At 63.0% G+C, this 19030-nt stretch carries 25 protein-coding genes; 11 read left to right on the top strand and 14 right to left on the bottom strand.

Annotation, left to right across the window (positions count from 1 at the left end; translation table 11 throughout):
• Position 1: 1 nt before the first annotated feature.
• The 8 genes from gstA to AC1DY9_RS17850 form a co-directional block, all read right to left on the bottom strand.
• Complete coding sequence (gstA, locus tag AC1DY9_RS17885; RefSeq protein ID WP_477667208.1) at positions 2–613, bottom strand: glutathione transferase GstA; 612 nt, start codon at positions 611–613, stop codon at positions 2–4.
• A 135-nt stretch (positions 614–748) separates the two neighbouring features.
• Positions 749–1426, bottom strand: a complete 678-nt coding sequence (locus AC1DY9_RS17880) for a Vgb family protein (protein WP_457278683.1) — start codon at positions 1424–1426, stop codon at positions 749–751.
• 44 nt (positions 1427–1470) lie between these two features.
• Positions 1471–2691 carry a helix-turn-helix domain-containing protein gene (locus tag AC1DY9_RS17875; protein WP_477667207.1) on the bottom strand — a complete coding sequence of 407 codons (1221 nt, stop codon included), beginning with the start codon at positions 2689–2691 and terminating at the stop codon, positions 1471–1473.
• Positions 2692–2728: 37 nt separating this feature from the next.
• Positions 2729–3574, bottom strand: a complete 846-nt coding sequence (locus AC1DY9_RS17870) for a YhjD/YihY/BrkB family envelope integrity protein (RefSeq protein WP_457278685.1) — start codon at positions 3572–3574, stop codon at positions 2729–2731.
• A gap of 41 nt (positions 3575–3615) precedes the next feature.
• Positions 3616–3756, bottom strand: coding sequence for a hypothetical protein (locus AC1DY9_RS17865; protein ID WP_457278686.1), 141 nt, complete (start codon positions 3754–3756; stop codon positions 3616–3618).
• Positions 3757–3842: 86 nt separating this feature from the next.
• Positions 3843–4433, bottom strand: a complete 591-nt coding sequence (locus AC1DY9_RS17860; protein ID WP_457278687.1) for a flavin reductase family protein — start codon at positions 4431–4433, stop codon at positions 3843–3845.
• Between the two features lie 89 nt (positions 4434–4522).
• Positions 4523–5437 (bottom strand): amino acid ABC transporter substrate-binding protein, encoded by a 915-nt coding sequence (locus tag AC1DY9_RS17855; RefSeq protein WP_477667206.1) that lies wholly within the window; start codon positions 5435–5437, stop codon positions 4523–4525.
• Between the two features lie 7 nt (positions 5438–5444).
• Positions 5445–5894, bottom strand: coding sequence for a VOC family protein (locus AC1DY9_RS17850; protein WP_457278688.1), 450 nt, complete (start codon positions 5892–5894; stop codon positions 5445–5447).
• Positions 5895–6008: 114 nt separating this feature from the next.
• Between AC1DY9_RS17850 and AC1DY9_RS17845 the strand changes: the two genes are divergently transcribed.
• Positions 6009–6887 carry a LysR family transcriptional regulator gene (locus AC1DY9_RS17845; protein ID WP_477667205.1) on the top strand — a complete coding sequence of 293 codons (879 nt, stop codon included), beginning with the start codon at positions 6009–6011 and terminating at the stop codon, positions 6885–6887.
• A gap of 90 nt (positions 6888–6977) precedes the next feature.
• Here the strand turns inward: AC1DY9_RS17845 and AC1DY9_RS17840 are convergent, their stop codons facing one another.
• The 3 genes from AC1DY9_RS17840 to arsC form a co-directional block, all read right to left on the bottom strand.
• Entirely contained in the window at positions 6978–7208 is a 231-nt protein-coding gene (locus tag AC1DY9_RS17840; protein ID WP_457278690.1) for a hypothetical protein, read from the bottom strand.
• Between the two features lie 207 nt (positions 7209–7415).
• Positions 7416–7784, bottom strand: a complete 369-nt coding sequence (locus tag AC1DY9_RS17835; RefSeq protein ID WP_457278691.1) for an RNA recognition motif domain-containing protein — start codon at positions 7782–7784, stop codon at positions 7416–7418.
• Positions 7785–8121: 337 nt separating this feature from the next.
• Positions 8122–8556, bottom strand: a complete 435-nt coding sequence (arsC, locus tag AC1DY9_RS17830) for an arsenate reductase (glutaredoxin) (RefSeq protein WP_477667204.1) — start codon at positions 8554–8556, stop codon at positions 8122–8124.
• Between the two features lie 61 nt (positions 8557–8617).
• Between arsC and AC1DY9_RS17825 the strand changes: the two genes are divergently transcribed.
• The 6 genes from AC1DY9_RS17825 (at position 8618) to AC1DY9_RS17800 (ending at position 13159) form a co-directional block, all read left to right on the top strand.
• Entirely contained in the window at positions 8618–8980 is a 363-nt protein-coding gene (locus AC1DY9_RS17825; RefSeq protein WP_477667203.1) for an ArsR/SmtB family transcription factor, read from the top strand.
• Positions 8981–9056: 76 nt separating this feature from the next.
• Positions 9057–9509, top strand: coding sequence for an ArsI/CadI family heavy metal resistance metalloenzyme (locus AC1DY9_RS17820; protein WP_477667202.1), 453 nt, complete (start codon positions 9057–9059; stop codon positions 9507–9509).
• Positions 9500–10222: an aquaporin gene (locus tag AC1DY9_RS17815; RefSeq protein ID WP_457278695.1), complete on the top strand. Its 723-nt coding sequence runs from the start codon at positions 9500–9502 to the stop codon at positions 10220–10222. Before AC1DY9_RS17820 ends, AC1DY9_RS17815 begins: the two co-directional genes overlap by 10 nt.
• A gap of 52 nt (positions 10223–10274) precedes the next feature.
• Entirely contained in the window at positions 10275–11519 is a 1245-nt protein-coding gene (locus tag AC1DY9_RS17810) for an MFS transporter (RefSeq protein ID WP_457278696.1), read from the top strand.
• Positions 11520–11525: 6 nt separating this feature from the next.
• Positions 11526–12440 (top strand): hypothetical protein, encoded by a 915-nt coding sequence (locus tag AC1DY9_RS17805; RefSeq protein WP_477667201.1) that lies wholly within the window; start codon positions 11526–11528, stop codon positions 12438–12440.
• A 191-nt stretch (positions 12441–12631) separates the two neighbouring features.
• Positions 12632–13159: a hypothetical protein gene (locus AC1DY9_RS17800; RefSeq protein WP_457306394.1), complete on the top strand. Its 528-nt coding sequence runs from the start codon at positions 12632–12634 to the stop codon at positions 13157–13159.
• Between the two features lie 102 nt (positions 13160–13261).
• Here AC1DY9_RS17800 and AC1DY9_RS17795 read toward each other — a convergent pair whose 3' ends face one another.
• The 3 genes from AC1DY9_RS17795 to AC1DY9_RS17785 are packed head-to-tail and all read right to left on the bottom strand — an operon-like array spanning position 13262 to position 15677.
• On the bottom strand, positions 13262–13789 hold the full coding sequence (locus AC1DY9_RS17795) for a GNAT family N-acetyltransferase (RefSeq protein ID WP_457279765.1): 528 nt from the start codon (positions 13787–13789) through the stop codon (positions 13262–13264).
• A 56-nt stretch (positions 13790–13845) separates the two neighbouring features.
• Positions 13846–14682 (bottom strand): amidohydrolase family protein, encoded by an 837-nt coding sequence (locus AC1DY9_RS17790; protein WP_457278699.1) that lies wholly within the window; start codon positions 14680–14682, stop codon positions 13846–13848.
• Entirely contained in the window at positions 14679–15677 is a 999-nt protein-coding gene (locus AC1DY9_RS17785) for an aldo/keto reductase (RefSeq protein ID WP_477667200.1), read from the bottom strand. The genes AC1DY9_RS17790 and AC1DY9_RS17785 overlap by 4 nt, the downstream gene beginning before the upstream one ends.
• 155 nt (positions 15678–15832) lie before the next feature.
• On the opposite strand from AC1DY9_RS17785, the gene AC1DY9_RS17780 reads away from it, so the two are divergent.
• From AC1DY9_RS17780 to AC1DY9_RS17765, 4 genes are all read left to right on the top strand, one after another.
• Positions 15833–16279: an RbsD/FucU family protein gene (locus AC1DY9_RS17780; protein WP_457278701.1), complete on the top strand. Its 447-nt coding sequence runs from the start codon at positions 15833–15835 to the stop codon at positions 16277–16279.
• 3 nt (positions 16280–16282) lie between these two features.
• Positions 16283–16999 (top strand): GntR family transcriptional regulator, encoded by a 717-nt coding sequence (locus AC1DY9_RS17775; RefSeq protein ID WP_457278702.1) that lies wholly within the window; start codon positions 16283–16285, stop codon positions 16997–16999.
• Positions 16996–17928 (top strand): dihydrodipicolinate synthase family protein, encoded by a 933-nt coding sequence (locus AC1DY9_RS17770; RefSeq protein ID WP_477667199.1) that lies wholly within the window; start codon positions 16996–16998, stop codon positions 17926–17928. The genes AC1DY9_RS17775 and AC1DY9_RS17770 overlap by 4 nt, the downstream gene beginning before the upstream one ends.
• Positions 17929–17999: 71 nt before the next feature.
• Positions 18000–19016 carry a sialic acid TRAP transporter substrate-binding protein SiaP gene (locus tag AC1DY9_RS17765; protein ID WP_477667198.1) on the top strand — a complete coding sequence of 339 codons (1017 nt, stop codon included), beginning with the start codon at positions 18000–18002 and terminating at the stop codon, positions 19014–19016.
• Positions 19017–19030: the final 14 nt, after the last annotated feature.

Here is a 19030-nt window from a genome sequence, read left to right as displayed (position 1 = left end):
ATCAGGCAACGGCCGGTTGTTCACGGCGCATCGCCGTCTGCACGGCAGGCCGGGCCGCGATGCGTGCCTGGAACGCCAGCAGGTTCGGGAAGGCCGACAGGTCCAGCTTGACGAACTCCGCCCAGCGCGTGACCACAAACAAATAGGCATCGGTCACCGTGAAACGGTCGCCCAGCAGGAACGGCGTGCGGCCCAGCGTGGTTTCCAGCAGACGGTAGTGTTTGTGCAGATGGGTCATGCGTGCGCTGCGAACCTCATCGCTGCAAGCCGGGTTGAACAGCGGCATGTAGCCTTGGTGCAGCTCTGAATTGATGTACCCCAGCATCTCCTGCAGGCGATAGCGCGCCATGCTGCCGCTGGCGGGCGCCAGCTTCGCCTCAGGCTTCAGGTCGGCCAGGTATTGCACAACGGCGGGGCCTTCCGTCAGCAGGCTGCCGTCATCCAGCTGGAGCACAGGCACCAGACCTTTGGGGTTGATGGCGAGAAAGTCTTCGCCGTGCTCGGTGCGTTTTGCGACCACGTCGACCTTCACGAGTTCGATGGCAAGGCCCAACTCATTGGCCACGATGTGCGGCGACAAAGAACAGGCGGACGGGCTGTAGTAAAGCTTCATGGTTTTCTCCTTGGCTCGGTGAGCCGTTTGCTTGGGTTTGTGTTGCGTGGGTCAATGCGCTGCCCGACCCGTGCTGGTAACAGGTGCGCTCGTTATCGGTCCTGGTGACCGAATGGGGTTATGCGGCCAGGCGGGCTACGCGGCCTTCGCGGCTTTCGGTCGTCGCACGGCACGGACTTTTCCGCTCTTGCCGCCGCCCGCATAAAAGAGGTCCGCGCCGTCGGACTCCAGGCCGCTGACGCCGGTGCCCTTCGGCATTTCCAGCCGTTCGATCACGGCGCCGCTTTTCGGGTCGATGCGGCGGATCTCGCTGTCGTCGCCCTCCCAGGTGCCGTGCCAGAGCTCGCCGTCCACCCAGGTCACGCCGGTGACGAAGCGGTTCGATTCAATCGTGCGCTGGATGGCGCCTGTCTTCGGGTCAACCTGGTGGATCTTGCGGTCGCGGTACTGGCCCACCCACAGGCTGCCTTCGGCCCAGGTCAGGCCCGAGTCGCTGCCGCTGCCGGGCGCCGGTATGGACGCCACCACCTTGCCGGTGGCGGGGTCAATCTTGTCGATACGCGTCTCAGCAATCTGGTAGAGGTGTTTGCCGTCGAAGGCGGTACCGGCGTCACCGGCGCACTCCAGCGTGCGCGTCTGCTCACCGCTGGCGGGGTCGAAGGCGACGATCCTGGCGCCGGTGGCGGCCCAGACACGCTGGCCGTCATGCGTGACACCGGCGACGTCGTTGACACCGGGGAAGCTGTACTCGCGCACGATTTCGGCGGGGCGCGCCTTGGGTTCGGGTTTTGCGGTGAGGGTCTTGCGGGTCATCGTTGCTCCTTGTCGCGCCATCAATCAGCGCCATGGAGTCAACTCTATCCAATCGGCAGCGAAGCAGGGAGTAACAAGATCGTCGTGAATCCCGCCAGCGGCGGCGCCAGCCAGCGCTGTGCCCGTGCCCGCCCGATGGAACGCACCCGCCCGCCGGCTTCCAGATCGGCCAGCGCCCGCTGCACGGTGCGCTGGCTTGCCCCCACGGCCAGCGCCAGGGCCGAGGTGGACCAGGCCGCGCCGTCCGACAGCAGCGCCACCAGCGAGGCCTGCTCGCCGTCAATGGGCGGTGCCAGCACAGCCACGTCGCGCCCCGCCAGCGGCTTCAGGATGAAGCCCCGCTCGGTAGCCTCGATGCTTGCGAGTGTTTTGACGAGCGCGCGCAGGCGGCTGATCTCCACCCGCAGGCGCGCCCTGTGCGTCTCGTCGGGGCGCCTGGTGCGAAAGGCGAATTCGATCAGCGCTTCGCGGCTCACATCACCAGGCCATGCTTCGGCGAGTGAACGCGCCAGGGAGAACAACACCGGCCGGCGCGCCAGCGGCCGCCACTGGTCTCCCGCGCCCAGCCCGCGGCGGCAGGCGTCGACCACCAGCGCGTCCGAGGCCAGGAGCGCCGAGACCTCGTCGAGGCGCAGCGCCTGCTCGCCCCCGGCGGTGAGGCGCCGGGCGGCGGGCCTGTCAAGTGCAGTGCGCGCTTCAGTGACTTCGGCCATCAGCGCGGGAACCTGCGCCCGCTCTGCCGCCGCGTGCGCGCGCGCCAGCGCCATGCGCGCCTCACCGACGCGGAGCGATCGCAATGCCAGCTCGGCGGATGTGAGTTCGGCCACGGCCCGCAGCGAAGGCGGCAGGCCGCGCGCATCCAGCTTCGCCAGCGCCGCTGCGGCCTCATCAAGCCGGCCTAGCAGCAACAGCCGCCGTGCCGTGATGAGCCACGCCTGCAGCGCGTTGGCCGTATCGGCGTGCGCCTCCAGCGTGGCTGCCACAGCCGCAAGTGCGCGTGGTGAGCCGGCGAAGTCGCGCATGGCCATCGCCACCTCGGCTTCTGCCACAACGCAGCGTGCACGCGCCAGTTCTTCATGGGCACCGAAACCGCGGGCCGCGCGGCGAAGGAGTTCGCGGGCACGCGGGTGCTCGCCCAACTGGGCCATGGCGATGCCGCGCAGAGCCAGCGCCGGCGGGTCGTCGCGCAGGGCAACGCGTTTGAGGGCACCGAGCGCATCGCCGGCGGCAAGTGCACGGGCGGAGGCGGCAATCAGAGAATCCATGGCAAGAGGCTACACGGCCTGGCCGACGCAAGCCAGATCAGGCCCGTGACAACCGACGCGCCGGTTGCGCCCCGGCACGCGGCAGGCTGGCGCTGACCAGCGCCGCGGCCAGCGTGACGAGCCACGAGTAATACACCCACACCAGAAAAGCCAGCAGCGGCGCAAAGGCGCCGTAGATCGTGCGGTAGGTGGGCACGTTGGCCAGGTAAATCGCGAAGCCGTACTTGCCCAGCTCAAAGGCAATACCCGCGAGCAGGCCGCCAGCGATCGCATGACTCCACCGCACGACGGTGTTCGGTACAAAGCGGAACAGGCAGGTGAAACCGATGGCGCTCAGAATGGCGGGCCCCAGGTTAATGGCATGCGGCACCCAGGCGGGCCGCGCCCCCACCAGCCCGCTGGAAGCCGCCACCAGATAAGACGCAGCCCACAGGCTGGCGCCGATGAGCACCGGCCCCGTGAGCAGCATGCCTGCGTACAAAGCCAGTCGGCGCAGCACGGGGCGTGACTTCTTCACCTGCCATATGCGGTTCAGCGTGTTTTCCATGCTCAGCAGCAGCGTCAGGGCCGACACCAGCAGCAGCGCAAAGCCCACCAGCGTGAGGCCATTGGCATTGCCCGCAAACTGCGCCAGGTGCTTCAGCACCGTCTTGGCGATGCCCTCCGGCAACAGGCCGCGCAGCAGGTGCTCGCGAATCGCGTCACCGGTGGCGTGCAAGGCTGGCGTGCGCGCGAACAGCGCGAAGCTCACCGCCAGCATCGGCACCATGGACATCACCATCGTGAACGTGAGGCCGCCCGCCGCCTGGGCGATGCGTTCTTCCCGGCCACGCTGCAAGAGGCGAGTGATCAGGTTGCCCTGGTTTCGGCTTGTGGTCGCCATGGAATCGATGGGCTCGCGCCGGTCAGGAAGTGCCGGCTCGCTCAGCCCAGCAGGCGAAACAAGCCATAGAGAGAGAGAAGTCCCGATGTCACCAGAAGTCCGGTTTTCACCGAACGGGCACCGACCAATGCGCCGATGATGCTGCAAGCCAGGATGGCGCCGAGGATGTAGGTTGTTTTCATGCCCGCAATGGTAAAGCCTTCGCCTGGCCCAGGATGCCGTGCGGGGAAGGTTGTGGGGCGAAACCAACTCCTGATTGACGATGGCCTCAGGGTATTTTTGTCGCCACGTCACCGGCACGAAACATTCCCGCCGGTCTGACGAAATTCCCGCCCCCCAGATGATGAATCGTCTGCAGATCGAGGTTGTCATCGCCGAAGCGCCAGTGCCCCTGCTGGAACACACGCTCATCGGCAGCGGCAGCGACCACCTCCGCAAAGCAGGTGTCGTACGCGTCTTCGGTATGCGGCTCGCGGATCAGGCGGCACTCCAGCCATGCCGCGCAGCCCTCCTCCAGCAAGGGCATGCCGAGCACCGGCCCCGTGCGGGCCTTCAAGCCGTATTGCGCAAACTTGTCGCCCGTGCGGCCGGACTGACTGCCGACCGCATGCGTCAAGCCGGCCAGGGCCGTGCATGGAAGGCATATGCCGAAGCCGCCGCTGGCGGTGATGAGTTCACGCGTATAGGTTTTCTTGTCGATCACGATGGCAATGCGAGGCGGCGTGAACTCCACGGGCATCGACCAGGCGGCGGCCATCACGTTGCGCGCCGTGCCGTGCGCGCTCGTCACCAAAACCGTTGGGCCGTGATTGATCAGGCGGCTGGCGTGTGCGAGGGCGACTTCCTTGAAGTGTGTCATGTCATTTCTTCCCGGTGCGTTTCGATGCTGCCGATTATGTTGGGGCCGATGCGTTTCAGGGCGGGCTGCTCCCCTCGCCCTCTTCCTCACTACTTCTTCGTGTAGTCTTCCAGCGGCTTGTCGCTCAGGTTGGCCCATGCCGCCCTGGTCAGCTCCGATGCGGGCATGCCTACCTGCGTGTTGTTCGGCGGTATCGGCTGGACAAACCATTTTTCATAGAGCTTCGCCACCTCCCCGCTTTTCGCCATTCTGGCGATGCTGGCGTCCACCGCCTGTTTAAAGGATGCATCCCCTTTGGGCAGCATGATGGCAATCGGCTCGACGCTCAGGACTTCTTTCAGCACCACATAGTTTTTCGGCTGTTTTGACTGGGAAATCATGGTGGCCAGGATCTGGCCGTCCGCCACGAACGCTTCGGCCCGGTCATTTTCAAGAAGCAGGAAACCTTCGCTGTTGTCCTTGCCATAAACCTCCTTGAAGTCGACGCCCGCCGCGCGTTCGTGCTTGCGGATAAGCTGAACGGCCGTGGCGCCAGATGTGGCCGACACAGTCCTGTTGGCAAGCTGGGACAGGCTGGTGATTCCGGTCCTGGTTTTGGTGGCGACCCGGACTTCTTCAATATAGAGCGTCGGTGCGAAGGCAACATCCTTTTGGCGTGCGGCGTTGTTCGTCGTTGTCCCGCACTCCAGGTCTACCGTACCGTTTTGAACCAGAGGGATCCGGTTTTGCGCGGTGACAGACTGAAAGCGCACGTCCAGCTTCGCCAGGCCCAGCTGTTTCTGGATATCCGCGATCACCCTTTTGCAGATGTCCACATGAAACCCTGTGTATTCGCCGGCCCCCAGCGTATAGGACATGGCGCCGGAGGCTTCACGGACGCCCATGGTGACGGCTGCCGTCTCCTTGATCTTCTTGAGCGTGTCGATTGGCTGCGCGGTGGCCGCAGCTCCCGCCAGGGTGAACGCTGCGGCAATGCCCGAACAGGCTACCAATTTCATCATCATGCCTCCTTCACTTGGCAAACAGGCTGTCGAGCGTGGCGAAGGCTTTGAACTCGATTGCGTTTCCGGACGGGTCGAGGAAGAACATGGTGGCCTGTTCACCGGGCTCACCCTTGAAGCGGACGTAGGGTTCGATGACGAACTGCGTGCCCGCCGCTTTCAATCGGGCCGCCAGGACATCCCACTCGGGGAGGGACAGGATCGCGCCGAAGTGGCGAACGGGAACATTGTGGCCGTCAACGGCGCTGGTCTGGCGGTGGCCGCATTCGTCGGGCGCCAGGTGCGCCACGATCTGGTGGCCGTAGAAGTTGAAGTCGACCCATTCGCTGGAGCTGCGGCCTTCGGGGCAGCCCAGTAATTCACCGTAAAACCGGCGTGCGACGGCGAGGTCGTGGACAGGGAATGCCAGATGAAACGGCGGGAGCGCTTTGGCGGGAGTGGTTGCGTTTTGCGGGGTCATCGAAAGCCTCTTTGAGTCGTGGAAGCCGCACTTTAGGTCGATTGATGCACTTTGCAAAACGATATATATTCAATCTGAGAATCAATAATTTCGATGAATTAACGAGAAACCCGTGTGATTACCGAATTGAAAACCTTGATCGCGGTGGTGCGTTACGGAGGCTTTTCTGCCGCCGGCGGCCAGATTGGACTGACCCAGTCCGCCGTGAGCAGCCAGATCCAGCGGCTGGAAGAATCCCTCGGGCTGGCGCTCTTTGACCGGACACGGCGTTCCGCAGTGCTCAACGAAGAGGGTGCCAGGGTGCTCGCGCGTGCCGAAGAGATTGTTCTGCTGTTCTCAAAGCTGGGCGATGCGGGCACCGATGACGAGCTTGCCAGCACCTTGCGGATCGGCGCCATTGCATCTGTTCAGTCTTCGGTGCTTCCCCGTGCGCTGGCGGCACTGAGGAAGGAAAACCCGAAACTGCCCGTCCATATCGCCCCCGGCGTGTCCATGAAGCTGATGGACCAGCTCGACAGTGCTGAGATCGACGCGGCGGTGATGATCCGGCCTCCGTTCGGCATCCTGCCGGAAATGACCTGGCAAACCTTGATGTACGAACCCTTCAAGTTGCTCGTGCGCAAGGAAATCAAAGGGCGGGACTGGCGCGCATTGCTCCAGTCGCAGCCTTTTTTGCGCTACGAACGCACGTCTTTCGGTGGGCGTCTGGTGACCCGGTTCCTGCGCGAGAACAAACTGGCGGTGCAGGACTCCATCGAGCTTGACGAGATCACGGGTCTGATGAACCTTGTCGCCGAAGGCCTGGGAGTTGCGCTAGTGCCGATGGTGGAGGCCTACCTGCCCATGCCACCGGGTGTGCGCGCAATCTCCCTGGGTGAAAAGACTTTTTACCGCGAGATCGGCATCCTGCGCAAAGGCATGAGTTCCCGCCGGCGCGTCACGCAGGCCCTGGAAAGATGTCTTCGCGAGGCCCTGTCGCCGCCTGTTCCATAAAGTTTTTTGCCATCAAGATCGGCAGCGCTTGTGGCGCCGGGAGATGCTGCCGGAGGCTCATCACCGTCGTGCCAGATGCCGTCCAGATGGTCATCGGCCATGACCCCGGTTGGACTCCATCCAGCTGGCCAGTGCGGCTTCATAGGTAGCCGAGGCACTTGCAAGCCGAAATTCGGCACTGGCTGACCCGGCGCGCCCGGCAACAAAGCCTTGCCATCCGTCGCCGTCTTCTGCCTCATAGATGCATAGATCGAAGTCGCCCGGTGGAGGACTGTCACCAAGCATGAGGATGGTCGCGTCGTGCACCTTGTGAACCTTCATAGAGGGGCATTAGGCCACGAAACACCCTGCACACTGAAGTGCAAACGTTGTGACCGCCCGGCAAAGTGCCCGCAGGTAAATATTACCCAGCCCCAAAGAAAAAAGGCCTCAAAACCGAAGTTCTGAAGCCTTTTATGCTGTTCTCAACGTAACGCCGAGAGAGCGGGTTGGCAACGGCATCTCTGCCGTTGACGGGGTTTGCAGGGCTTAGTAGCCGCCGCGACCACCACCGCCGCCGCCGCCGTAGCCGCCACCGCCGGAACGATCGCCGCCACCGTAGCCGCCACCACCGCCGCCGCCGAAGCCGCCGCTACGTGGAGGACGTGCTTCCATTGGACGGGCTTCATTCACGGTGATGCTGCGGCCGCCGAGCGACTGGCCGTTCATGCCGGAAATTGCAGCTTGTGCTTCGGCATCGTTGCCCATTTCGACAAAGCCGAAACCTTTGGAGCGGCCGGTGTCACGTTCCATCATGACTTTGGCGCTGGAGACAGAGCCGTATTGGCCGAAAGATTGTTGCAGGTCTTCGTCGCGGACCGTGTATGGCAGATTGCCGACGTAAAGTTTATTGCCCATGGGGACTCCTCAAAAATACATAAAACAAAAGCGATGGGGTCCCGAAAGCACAACAAACCTAAAAAGTACCGCCGTAGCGCGCGAAACTGACCGATCACCTAACCTGTGCGAATGCAATGGCAGCCGCACCTCCCGATTATGCGTGAGGAAACGCGGGGGCACCAGCATTCTTGGGCCTATAAGCACAGCATTTGTCAAATCAGGTGCCCATTCCCCCGGTTAAACAGCGGAAATGACCGAAAAGACGACATTGCCGCCTATGCATGACCATGGACAGACCGTGCTACCGGCCGGGCAGTCGAACGGCCCGGACTGCATTGCGTTGAGGCTGGGAAGCTCAGCGGCCCGCCACACGCTCCCCTTTGTCATTGACGACCTGTTCACCGTCTTCCTTGCTGAACGCACCCCGCTGCGGCATGGGCAGGATGTCCAGCACGGCTTCCGAAGGCCTGCACAGGCGCGTGCCCAACGGCGTGACGACGATGGGCCGGTTTATCAGGATGGGATGGGCCAGCATCGCGTCGATCAGGGCTTCGTCGGCCAGCGTGGCGTCGTCCAGGCCCAGATCCTTGTAGACGGCCTCCTTTTGCCGGACCACCTCCCGCACCGGCACCGCCATCTGCGCGACCAGCTCCAGCAACTTTTCCCGTGTGGGTGGTGTTTTCAGGTATTCGATGACCTCGGGTTCGATGCCGGCATTGCGGATCAGCGCCAGCACATTGCGCGACGTGCCGCATTGGGGGTTGTGGTAAATCGTGACGGCGGAAGGCATAAGTTCACTCCTGAAAAAGGGATTGGTTGCATCGATTCAATATTTCAATTATATTTGAATTATGAAAGCATTAATCCCAAACCTTGATTTTCCCCCGCTTGAGGAAGGTTCTGCCGTGAAGGCCCTGGCAGCGCTGGCGCAAGCCCAGCGCCTGCGCGCGTTCCGCGCCCTCGTCGTCGCCGGGCCTGAGGGATTGACGCCGGGCGCGATGGCCGAACAACTGGGCGTCGCACCGAGTGCCCTGTCTTTCCATCTCAAAGAGCTCTCACACGCCGGCCTCGTCAACAGCGAGGCACGCGGGCGCAACCTGATCTACCGCGCCAACTTCGGGCAAATGAATGCGCTGCTGGGCTACCTGACAGAGCACTGCTGCGAAGGCGGCACTTGTGAAGTAGCCACCAAGGCCGATTGCAGCAACTGCTGAACACCCTACGCGATTGCACGCCACCACCTCCATCACGCACAGATCCAAGCCAACACAACCACCCAAGGAGAGCCCCATGAAACGCTTCCATGTCCACGTCCACGTGAAAGATCTCGAGCAGAACATCGCCTTTTACTCGGCCATGTTTGACCAGCAGCCTGCCCGCACCGAGGCCGACTATGCCAAGTGGATGCTCAGCGACCCGCCGGTCAACTTTGCCATCTCTACCCGGGGAAGTGCGCCCGGCGTGGACCATCTGGGCATTCAGGTCGACAGGCCCGAAGAGCTGCAGGCCCTGAAAGCCAGTGCCACCCGCGCCGACATGACGCTGCTGGACGAAGGCCCCACCACCTGCTGCTACGCCCGCAGCGACAAATACTGGCTGACTGACCCGCAAGGCATCGCCTGGGAGCAGTTCCATACGCTGGACAGCATTCCAGTGTTCAGCGAAGCCAAGCCCGCCGCCGGCAAGGCCTGCTGCGCCGCGCCCGCTGGCGCAGCTTCCAGCACAAAAGCGGCGTGCTGTTAAGCCCTGCCGTAGCGGAGGCACCGCGCCCCCCTGACGCGCCCTCGCTCGCGCGTCAGGCACTGGCGGAATTCATCGGCACCGCCGCCCTGCTCTGCGCCGTCATCGGCTCGGGCATCATGGCCGAACGCCTGAGCGGCGGCAACATGGGTGTGGCCCTGCTGGCCAACACACTGGCCACCGTGTGGGCGCTGTACGTGCTGATCGAGCTGCTCGGGCCCGTCAGTGGCGCGCACTTCAACCCGCTGGTCACCCTTGTTATGTGGTCAAAAGGCCCTGCAACCCATAAGAGACGGGCGCAAGCAGCTATTCTTTTTATAGCATTCCAGCTACTGGGCGCTGTAGCCGGAGCCTGGCTGGCCCATGCCATGTTTGACATGAGCGTGCTGCAGTTCAGTACCAAACTGCGCAGCAGCTGGGGTCAGTGGCTAGCCGAAGCGGTCGCCACGGGCGGGTTGATTTTTGTCGTGCTGCGCGCCCCTGCGGCCAAGGCGCCGGCGCTGGTCGCCTGCTACATCGGCGCAGCGTACTGGTTCACCGCCAGCACCTCGTTTGCCAACCCGGCCGCCGTGCTGGGACGCATGTTGTCAGACAGTTTTGCCGGCATCGCGCCCGCCAGTGCAGCGGGCTTTGTGGCTGCCCAGGCTGCCGGTGCGTTGGCGGGCGTCGCCCTGCACCATGCGCTCGGCCGGCAGCAGGCGGTGAGCCAAGGCTGAAACGCAGGCGGCGAATCAAGGCACCGCGTCCGTCCTTGGTACCCTTGTGGCTGTGACACCGAAAAGCCGTTCTGCCACCGTCGTCCAGCTGGGCATCGCACAGACGCTGGCGTGGGCCTCCAGCTACTACCTGCCGGCAATTCTGGCGGTGCCCATGGCGCGCGACCTCGGCGTCGGCACGCCCAACGTATTTGCTGCTTTTTCTGCTGCGCTGGTGGTCTCCGCATTGCTGGGCCCGGCTGCGGGCAAGGCCATTGACCAGCACGGCGGAAGGCCGGTGCTGGCCGCGAACAGCCTGATTTTTGCCGCCGGCCTGCTGGTGCTGGCCCTGGCACAGGGGCCGGTGGGCCTGTTTGCCGGCTGGGTGATCCTGGGTGTGGCCATGGCCGCGGGCCTGTACGAAGCGGCCTTTGCCGCGCTGGTGCATTTGTACGGCAAAGACGCTCGCGGCGCCATCACCGGAATCACCCTGTTTGCCGGTTTTGCCAGCACGGTGGGCTGGCCCTTGTCGACCTGGCTGGAGCTTGAATGGGGCTGGCGTGCGACCTGTCTGGTCTGGGCCGCATTGCACTTGCTGGTGGGGCTGCCGCTGAACTGGCGGCTTCCGGCTTCGCCCGCGTCAGGCATTCCCACCGAGTCTCATTCAGGCGCAAGCCCGCCCGATGCCCTGGCGCCCGCCGCTGCGTCCGCACCATCCACATCCACTTCTTCTCTCACCTCCTCCGTCTCCAGCAGCACCCGCACCGCAGTCCTGCTGGCGCTGGTGTTTGCCGTCACCTGGTTCATCAGCACGGCCATGGCCGCACACCTGCCACGGCTGTTGCAAGCCCATGGCGTACCGCTGGCCACCGCGCTGGTATTTGCCGGACTGGTCGGTCCCGCGCAAGTTGCGGGCAGGCTGCTCGAATACGGCCTGTTGCGCAACATCCACCCGCTGGTGTCGGCGCGGGTGGCCGGCAGCCTGCACACGCTGGGCGCGATGGTGTTCCTGTTTTTTGGAATTCCGGCAGGGGCGGTGTTCACCCTGCTGCACGGCGCCGGCAATGGCGTGCTGACGATTGCCAAGGGCACGCTGCCGCTGGTGCTGTTCGGCGTGCGGGATTACGGCGCGCGCCAGGGATTGCTGATGGTGCCAGCCCGCTTTGCGCAGGCCACAGCACCCTGGCTGTTTGGCCTGGGGATTGACCGTTTTGGCAGCGGCGCGCTGTGGTTCTCAGCGGCGCTGGGGCTGGTGGCGTTTGCGGCGCTGATGGCGCTGCAAGACCCTTCCTCTGCAACAGCCCGGCACAGAGATTGAGCTAGCATGTCCACGATCACTCAGAAGCGGACATTCACCAAGGGCAAACGCATGCGAGGCAAAGAAAAATTCGATCAGGGATTCGCGGATCGCATGACCTTCGCGCCCAAAAATTGGGCTCACCATGCAGGAGTGCTGGTGCTCAGCATGACACTGGGGTGCGCCACGAACGCTCAATCGCAGGGAACTACCCCTCAGGCAGAGCCAGAAGTCAGAGTTCAGGTGTGCGTTCCGGGCAAGCGAATCTACTTCAACGATCTTGAGCTCGATCAACTTGAGAATCATCCAATGTTCACAAGGTATTCGAAGCAGCAACTGGAGCTCGCACCAAAGACAATTCGACGTGCCGCGCCCTTCGACGACCCCAGGGTGGTAAATGATCCGCGATCGGTTAGAAGTTACGGAATTAGCTTCGGAGAGGCACTGAACAGGGACGGGGGATTCAGTTTTGGCGCTGGATTCGTCCCCGTCGAGGACTCCACAATCAGTGGGCAGCCTGTGTATGAGAAGGGCTACGGATACCCGGCCAGAAACTACGTGGCGATTAGAGTCGCTTTGCTAAATGCGGATATTGAGCCCGGGGCCAGCGCGCCCACCTTTTGGTTCAGGCTACCGTCAATCGTTTCCGCCGATAAGTTCTCTAACTGGTTGCCACCGGTATCGGTGGAAAGCGAACCGTCCAAGTCGCAGTTTTGGTATGGATTGAGTCACGGCAGAGACCTCCCGATTCAAGAGGTCCCTGCCGACGCTCCGAAGATTCGGGTCGTCTTGTGTAAGAACCGCCAGACCCACACTGATCCGGCAACCGATGTCCTTCCGGCACTGACGACAGCAAGACTGAGATTGAGGACCGCCACAAGCGGCTCTCAATTCGTCTACGAATTTGTCGCAAAGACGAATGAAGTCATACCTGATTGTTAGGCGAAATTCAGTCGGCTTTGGCGCGAGCGAAGACTCGTCGCGCCAAAGCCGAGTCTGTAATCAGCGAGCGAGAAGCCCGCTTTGGGCCCGAGCCGGACCTCAGTAAGATGGCGGCTATCGGCCAAAAGCCGGCAGAGGCCTCACACACTGGTAGCGGCTTCACGATCACTCTATTGACCGAAGCGACTCTTATGAACATGCTTGCGCGTACCCTTGTTTTCATCGTCCTCTTTGCGGCCTTGGCGACCGCTATCGGTGGTGTAGGCGGAATTACGTGGGGCCTGCTGCTGGCGTTCATCGGGACGGTGTTCATCCACAGTTACATGAAAGAGCGGCGCGACAAGCTGACGGATGGAGCCGGGCCCACCCGAATGGCTTCCTCCGATGCGGCAACTGATCCCGCCGCTGCGCTGGTTCCTGGCGCCACGACGGGGCACAGTCTCCAATGGGCACGTTGGACCTTCATGCTGATGCTGGCTTGCGTTTTCCTATTCCCTGAGTCGGTGGGCAAAGAGTACGCGTCCTATCGCTTAACTGCGATGCTGGTGCTCTTCGCCGTCTTTCACGTTCAGTTGGGCCACGCAGCTGCATCGTTTGGTCGCAGTTGGGCCGTGTTCGGTCTTCTGCCTCTTCTGTTGCCGGTGCTTGGGGGACTGATTTCGTTCGGCGTGCTGTGGCAGGTTGGCCCCAGGAAGGCGGCCGCAGACCCGCCCAAGTGAGGACACGATCAGATTTTCAACGGCGCTGGGTCTGGTGGCTTTTGCGGTGCTGATGTTGCCGCGGGATCCGTCCGATGCGGGCGACCAAGGCGCCTGAAATATTCACTCCAGCCACTTCTGGAAAAACTGCGCCTGGCCCATGGCCGGATCCAGCTGGTAGCCGGCAAAGCCGATGCGTTCATAAAGCTTGATGGCGCTGCGGTTGCCCTGCAGCACTTCGAGCGTCAGTTTGCAGGCGCCGCGTTCGCGTGAAATCTCGTCCACCAGCGTGAGCATCTTCTCGCCGATACGCTGGCCACGGTGGCCTGGCAGCACGGCCACGTCGTGGATGTTGACGAGCGGGCGGCAGGCGAAGGTGGAAAAACCTTCAATGCAGTTGATGAGGCCGACAGCCTTGTCGCCGCTAAAGGCCAGCACGCTGAAGGCATGCGGGCGTTTGGCGAGTTCACTGACGAGGTTGTCTTTGGCGAAATCGCTGAGCGGCTTGGCGCCGCCGGCCGGGTCTTGCGCATAGGCGTCGAGCAATTGCACGACAGCGGCGGCATGCACGGGGTTGTGATAATCGGCGCGGCAAACCTGCAGCGGGCTTTCGGAAGGGTTGGAGGATTCGGTCACGCGATGCGCTTTCAGTGCAGACAATCGGATGATTCTAAAGACGGCGCGCAAAGCAGAGCGCAAACCGGGATTTAAAGCCAGTACAACTCTCTGGCGTTGCCACCCATGACGGCCGCCTGGCTCGCTACGTCGAGCGGCGCAAGCAATTGTTGCGTCTCGCCCCACCACTGCGCGTAGCTGCCGGCCAGTTCCAGCACGGGCCAGTCACTGCCCCACACCACACGCTGCTCACCAAAACTTTTGAGCACGCGCTTGCCCCAGCGCGTGACAGCGCCGGCAGCCGGCTTCGGCCCGGCCTCGGTCATCAGGCCCGACAGTTTGCAATAGGCCTGTGTCTCGCCGGCAACGCGCAGCATGTCGTCGGCCCAAGGCTGCCACTGGCCCGCAGCGATGTCAGGTTTGGCGGCATGGTCTATCACCATGCGCAAATCCGGGTGCCGGCGCGCCAGTGTCACGATATGCGGCAGGTGCACAGGCTTGACCAGCGCATCGAACACCAGGCCGCATTCCACCATCGCATGCAGGGCCGGCGCCAGCGCAGGCTGCAGTATCCATTGCGCATCGGCAATGTCCTGCAGCATCGGGCGCAGTCCCTTGAGCCGGGGGTGGCGGGCCAGCGCCGCTATGCGGGCAGGCGCGTCGGGCGCCAGCATGTCCACCCAGCCGACCACACCCAGCACACCGGGGCTCGCATCGGCCTGCGTCAGCAAAAAATGTGTTTCGGCTTCAGTGGCTGCGGCCTGCACCAGCACGCCGCCCCGCACACCCAATGGCGCAGACTGCGCCTGCCAGTCCTTCACGGCCACATCGCGGTAGATCGGCGCCAGCTCCGGTGTCAGCCAGCCGTAGTCATCACGCGCCAGCTGCCAGCAATGAAAGTGCGCGTCAATCACCGGAAACGATGTCATGGCGTCAGCACCTCGGCGGGCAGCAGGCCCTGCGTGCGCAGCGCTGTCCAGAACTCCGGCGGGATGGGGTGCGCCATCATGGCCACGGCGTCCGTCCATTCGCCGGCTTTGCGGGCACCCAGCATGAGGCTGTGCACGGCCGGGTGTGCCAGCGGAAACTGCAGCGCAGCGGCGCGCAGTGGAACACCGTGCGCTTCACAAACCCCTTCAATTTTCGCGGTCCGCTCCAGCCATTCGTGCGCGGCCGGCGCGTAGTTGAAAGTTGCAGCACCGCCGCGCGTCCCGGTAGCAAGAATGCCCGAGTTAAATGCACCACCCAGTGCGATGCGCACGCCGCGCGCCAGGCACTGCGGCAGCAAAACGGGCAGCGCACTGTGGTCCAGCAGGCTGTAGCGGCCGGCCAGCATCAGCACATCCAGCTCGGCTTCGCGCAATACGTCCAGTACGACGCCGACATCATTGGTGCCCAGCCCGATTGCGCGTACTAGGCCTTCGCGTTTCAGTTGCTGCAGTGCCGGCAACGTTTCGTCAATCAGCTGACGCAGCACAGTATTCGCATTGGTGCCATGGGTCTGTGCATCCGGGTCGTGAATGTAGACGCTGTCGAGCCGGGACATGCCCAGCCGCTGGAGGCTGTCTTCCACGCTGCGGCGCGTGCCCCCAGCGCTGAAGTCCCAATGCTGGTTAAAAGGCAGGATGTCGACATAGCCGTGCTGGGCGGTCGCGGCACGCCCGTCAGGTGTCAGGATGCGGCCGACCTTGCTGGACAGGGTGAAGCTGTCCCGTGGCCGCGAGCGCAGTGCGTCGCCCATCCGCCGCTCCGACAGCCCATGGCCGTAGTGCGGTGCCGTGTCAAAACTGCGGCAGCCGCCGGCCCAGGCGGCATCCACCAATGCCTTCGCCTCTTCGTTGCTGACGGCCGAAAACAGGTTCCCCAGCGGCGCGCCGCCGAGCCCGAGCCGAAGGGATGTGAGACTGGAAAAGGTGGAAGTCATTTCAACATGCCGGCAAACCGCAGTTCCGGGTAAACACCAATAAAAGTTCAGCAATGTTATAGCTAACATGTCAGTCATCCAACCCGGAGAAACCCGCAGCCTGAAAAGCCGGGCGGATCTGGGCTATTGCCTATCACTACCTCGCCCCCCAACGCATGCTCAAGAATATTCCGCCACTGTTGATCCCTGACGCACTGCATGGACTCTGCAGCATGGGCCATGGGGATGACGTCGCCATCGTGGACGCCAACTTTCCAGCCGCTGCCGTGGCGGCCCGGGGGGGCGCCCGGCTAGTGCAGTTGGCGGGCGTCACGTCGCCGCAGGCGCTGCAGGCCGTGCTGCAACTTCTGCCGCTGGACAACTACGTGCGCGACGCTGCCTGGACAATGCAGGTGGTGGGTGATGCCGGCGCTGTGCCCGCCCCTGTCGCCGAATTTTCCGCGCTGCTGGCCCAGGCGGCCGAGCGGCCAGCCGCCACGCTGGAACGGTTTGAGTTTTATGCGCGCACCGAAGCGGCCTTCCTGATCCTGCAGACGGGCGAGCAGCGCAAGTACGGCAACATCCTGCTGCGCAAGGGCGTCATATCCAGCGACGCGGGCTGACCCATGAGCAGTACGGCGCAAGCGCCTCACGCCCCGCCCATCAGCCTGCGCGCGCAGGCCTATGAGAGCTTTCAGCAGCAGATCGTCGATGCCAACATTCGCCCGGGGCAGTTTGTTTCGCAACGTGAGCTGATGCAGCTGCTGGGCATGCCGCTGGGCGCCGTGCGTGAGCTGATTCCCCGCCTGGAGGCTGAGGGCCTGCTCAAGACCGTGCCGCAGCGCGGCCTGCAGGTCGCCCACGTGGACCTCAAACTGATCAACAACGCATTTCAGCTGCGCCGCCTGCTGGAGCGCGAGGCCGCCACCCGCTTTGTCACCACCGTGTCGGACGCCGACCTCGCAGCCATCGAGCAGGCACACCTGAACATCGTCAAGCGTGCGCGGAAAAAGGCCATTGACGACAGCCTGCTCAAGGACGCCACCGCGGTGGATTGGGGCCTGCACGACCTGATGATCGACGCACTGGGCAATGAGCTGATCTCCGAGGTCTACCGCATCAACAGCCTGCGGGTGCGGCTGATCAAGCTCGAAGGCTCGACCCTTTCACCCGACGTGCTGATTCCAGCGATGGAAGAGCACCTCTGGTTTATCGACGCCCTCAAGCGGCGCGACGCGCCTGCCGTGATCGAACGCCTGAGCCACCACATTGAAAGCGCGCACCGACGTGTGCTAGGACTGCCGCGGCCCGATATGCCGTGGTCTTTGGAGACCCCTGAATGACGAGTTCTTTCCCCGCCGCCGAAAAATCGTTTCGCGGTATCTGGCCCGCCCTGCTGACGCCACTCACGGCCGACCTGAACATTGACCACGCAAAATTCGCAGCCCATTGCAAGGCGTTGATCGCCAGCGGTTGCCCCGGTGTGACCGCTTTCGGCACCACTGGCGAAGGACCGTCTTTTTCCCTGGCCGAGCGCAAGGAAGCCATTGACCAGCTCATCAAGAACGGCATCCCGGCCGCGCAGATCATGGTGTCAACCAGCTGCGCCGCCCTGCCCGAAACGCTGGAGCTGACGCGCCACGCCGTCAAGGCGGGGGTGCACGGCTGCCTGATGCTGCCGCCGTTTTTCCTCAAGGGCGTGTCCGACCAGGGCATCATCGACAGCTACCGCTTTGTGATCGACGGCATGGCCGGCACACCCTTCAAGCTATACCTGTATCACATCCCCCAGGTCACGGGCGTTCCGCTGTCGCACCATGTGATCAGCACGCTCAAGAAGCAGTACCCGGACACCATCGTGGGCATCAAGGACAGCGCCTGCACCACCGCACATTCGGTCGGCCTGTCCGATGCGTTCATGAAGGAGATGACGGTGTATGTCGGGTTCGAGCCCGACCTGCCGGAGATGGGCCGCCGCGGCAGCACCGGCGCCATCAGCGGCCTGGCCAATTTCATGCCGCGCCTGGTCAAGCGGCTGGTCACGGAGCCCGACGCCCCCACTACCCCCGCTGAACGCGAACGCGTTGTCGAGCTCATCGGCATGCTGGGACCCTATTCACTGATGCCCGCACTCAAGGGGATCATGGCCATGCTGAGCGGCGACAAGACCTGGCTGCGCGTGCGCGCACCGCTGGTAGCTTTGACACCCGATGAATACACGGCACTGGAAAAAACCATCAGCGCCTTCGGGGTTAATACAAAATCCGAGTGACGCCACGCCGGGCTGGTCCCGGTACGGTTTCGATAATTTCACGCGACTTAACGACAAAGTAAGGAGACAACATGACAGCTTCCCTCAAAGGTATTTTCCGCCGCAGCCTGCTGGGCACCGCTTCCGCCGTGCTGCTGATGGGCGCCCTGCTGCCCGCCGCACAGGCACAGAACAAGGTCGTGCTGCGCGTTTCCACGCCGGCCGTGCCGGATGACTGGCACGCCAAGATGTGGACGGTCTTCAAGGAGAACCTTGAAAAAAGCGCGCCCGGCGAGTTCGACGTGCAGATCAACCTGAATGCATCGCTCTTCAAGCAGGGCACAGAGCCAGCCGCCATGGCGCGCGGCAACCTTGAGCTGTCGTCGATTTCCGCTTTTGACATCGCCAAGCTGATTCCCGAGTTCTCGATCTTCACGGCCGGTTATATCGTGCGCGACCCGGACCACCAGCAAAAGGTGTTCAACGGCCCCATCGGCACCGAGATGTTCAAGCTGGTCTCCGAAAAAATGGAAGTGACGCCGCTGTCCACCGTGTACCTCGGCACACGCCAGGTCAACCTGCGCGAAGCTCGCAACGTCAAGGTTCCGGCTGACCTCAAAGGCGTGAAGCTGCGCATGCCAGGCTCCAAGGAATGGCTGTTCCTGGGTGAGGCACTGGGCGCCACGCCCACGCCGCTGGCCTTTGGCGAGGTTTACCTGGGCCTGAAGACCGGCACCATCGACGGCCAGGACAACCCCCTGCCCTCCGTGCGCGCGGCGAAATTCTATGAAGTGACCAAGCAGATCGTGCTGACCAGCCATCTGGTGGACGGCATCTTCATTGCGATTTCGAACAAGGCTTACAACGCCATGAACGCGACGCAAAAAACCAAGGTCAAGGCGGCTGCACAGGCTGCTTCCGCCTACAACAATGAAAACCGCATCAAGGAAGAAGGCCAGCTCGTCGAATTCTTCAAGAAGGAAGGCCTGACCGTTACGACACCCGATGTGGACGCTTTCCGCAAGACGGTGCAGACGACTTACCAGAACTCCGAGTACGCCAAGGCGTGGCCCAAAGGCCTGCTTGAGCGCATCAACAGCACGAAGTAATTCCTGCAGAGTTC

The sequence above is a fragment of the Polaromonas sp. P1_F6 genome (genome assembly GCF_056405695.1).
The sequence above is the reverse complement of the archived record's forward strand: the minus strand, read 5'-3'. Positions and strand labels throughout refer to the sequence as shown.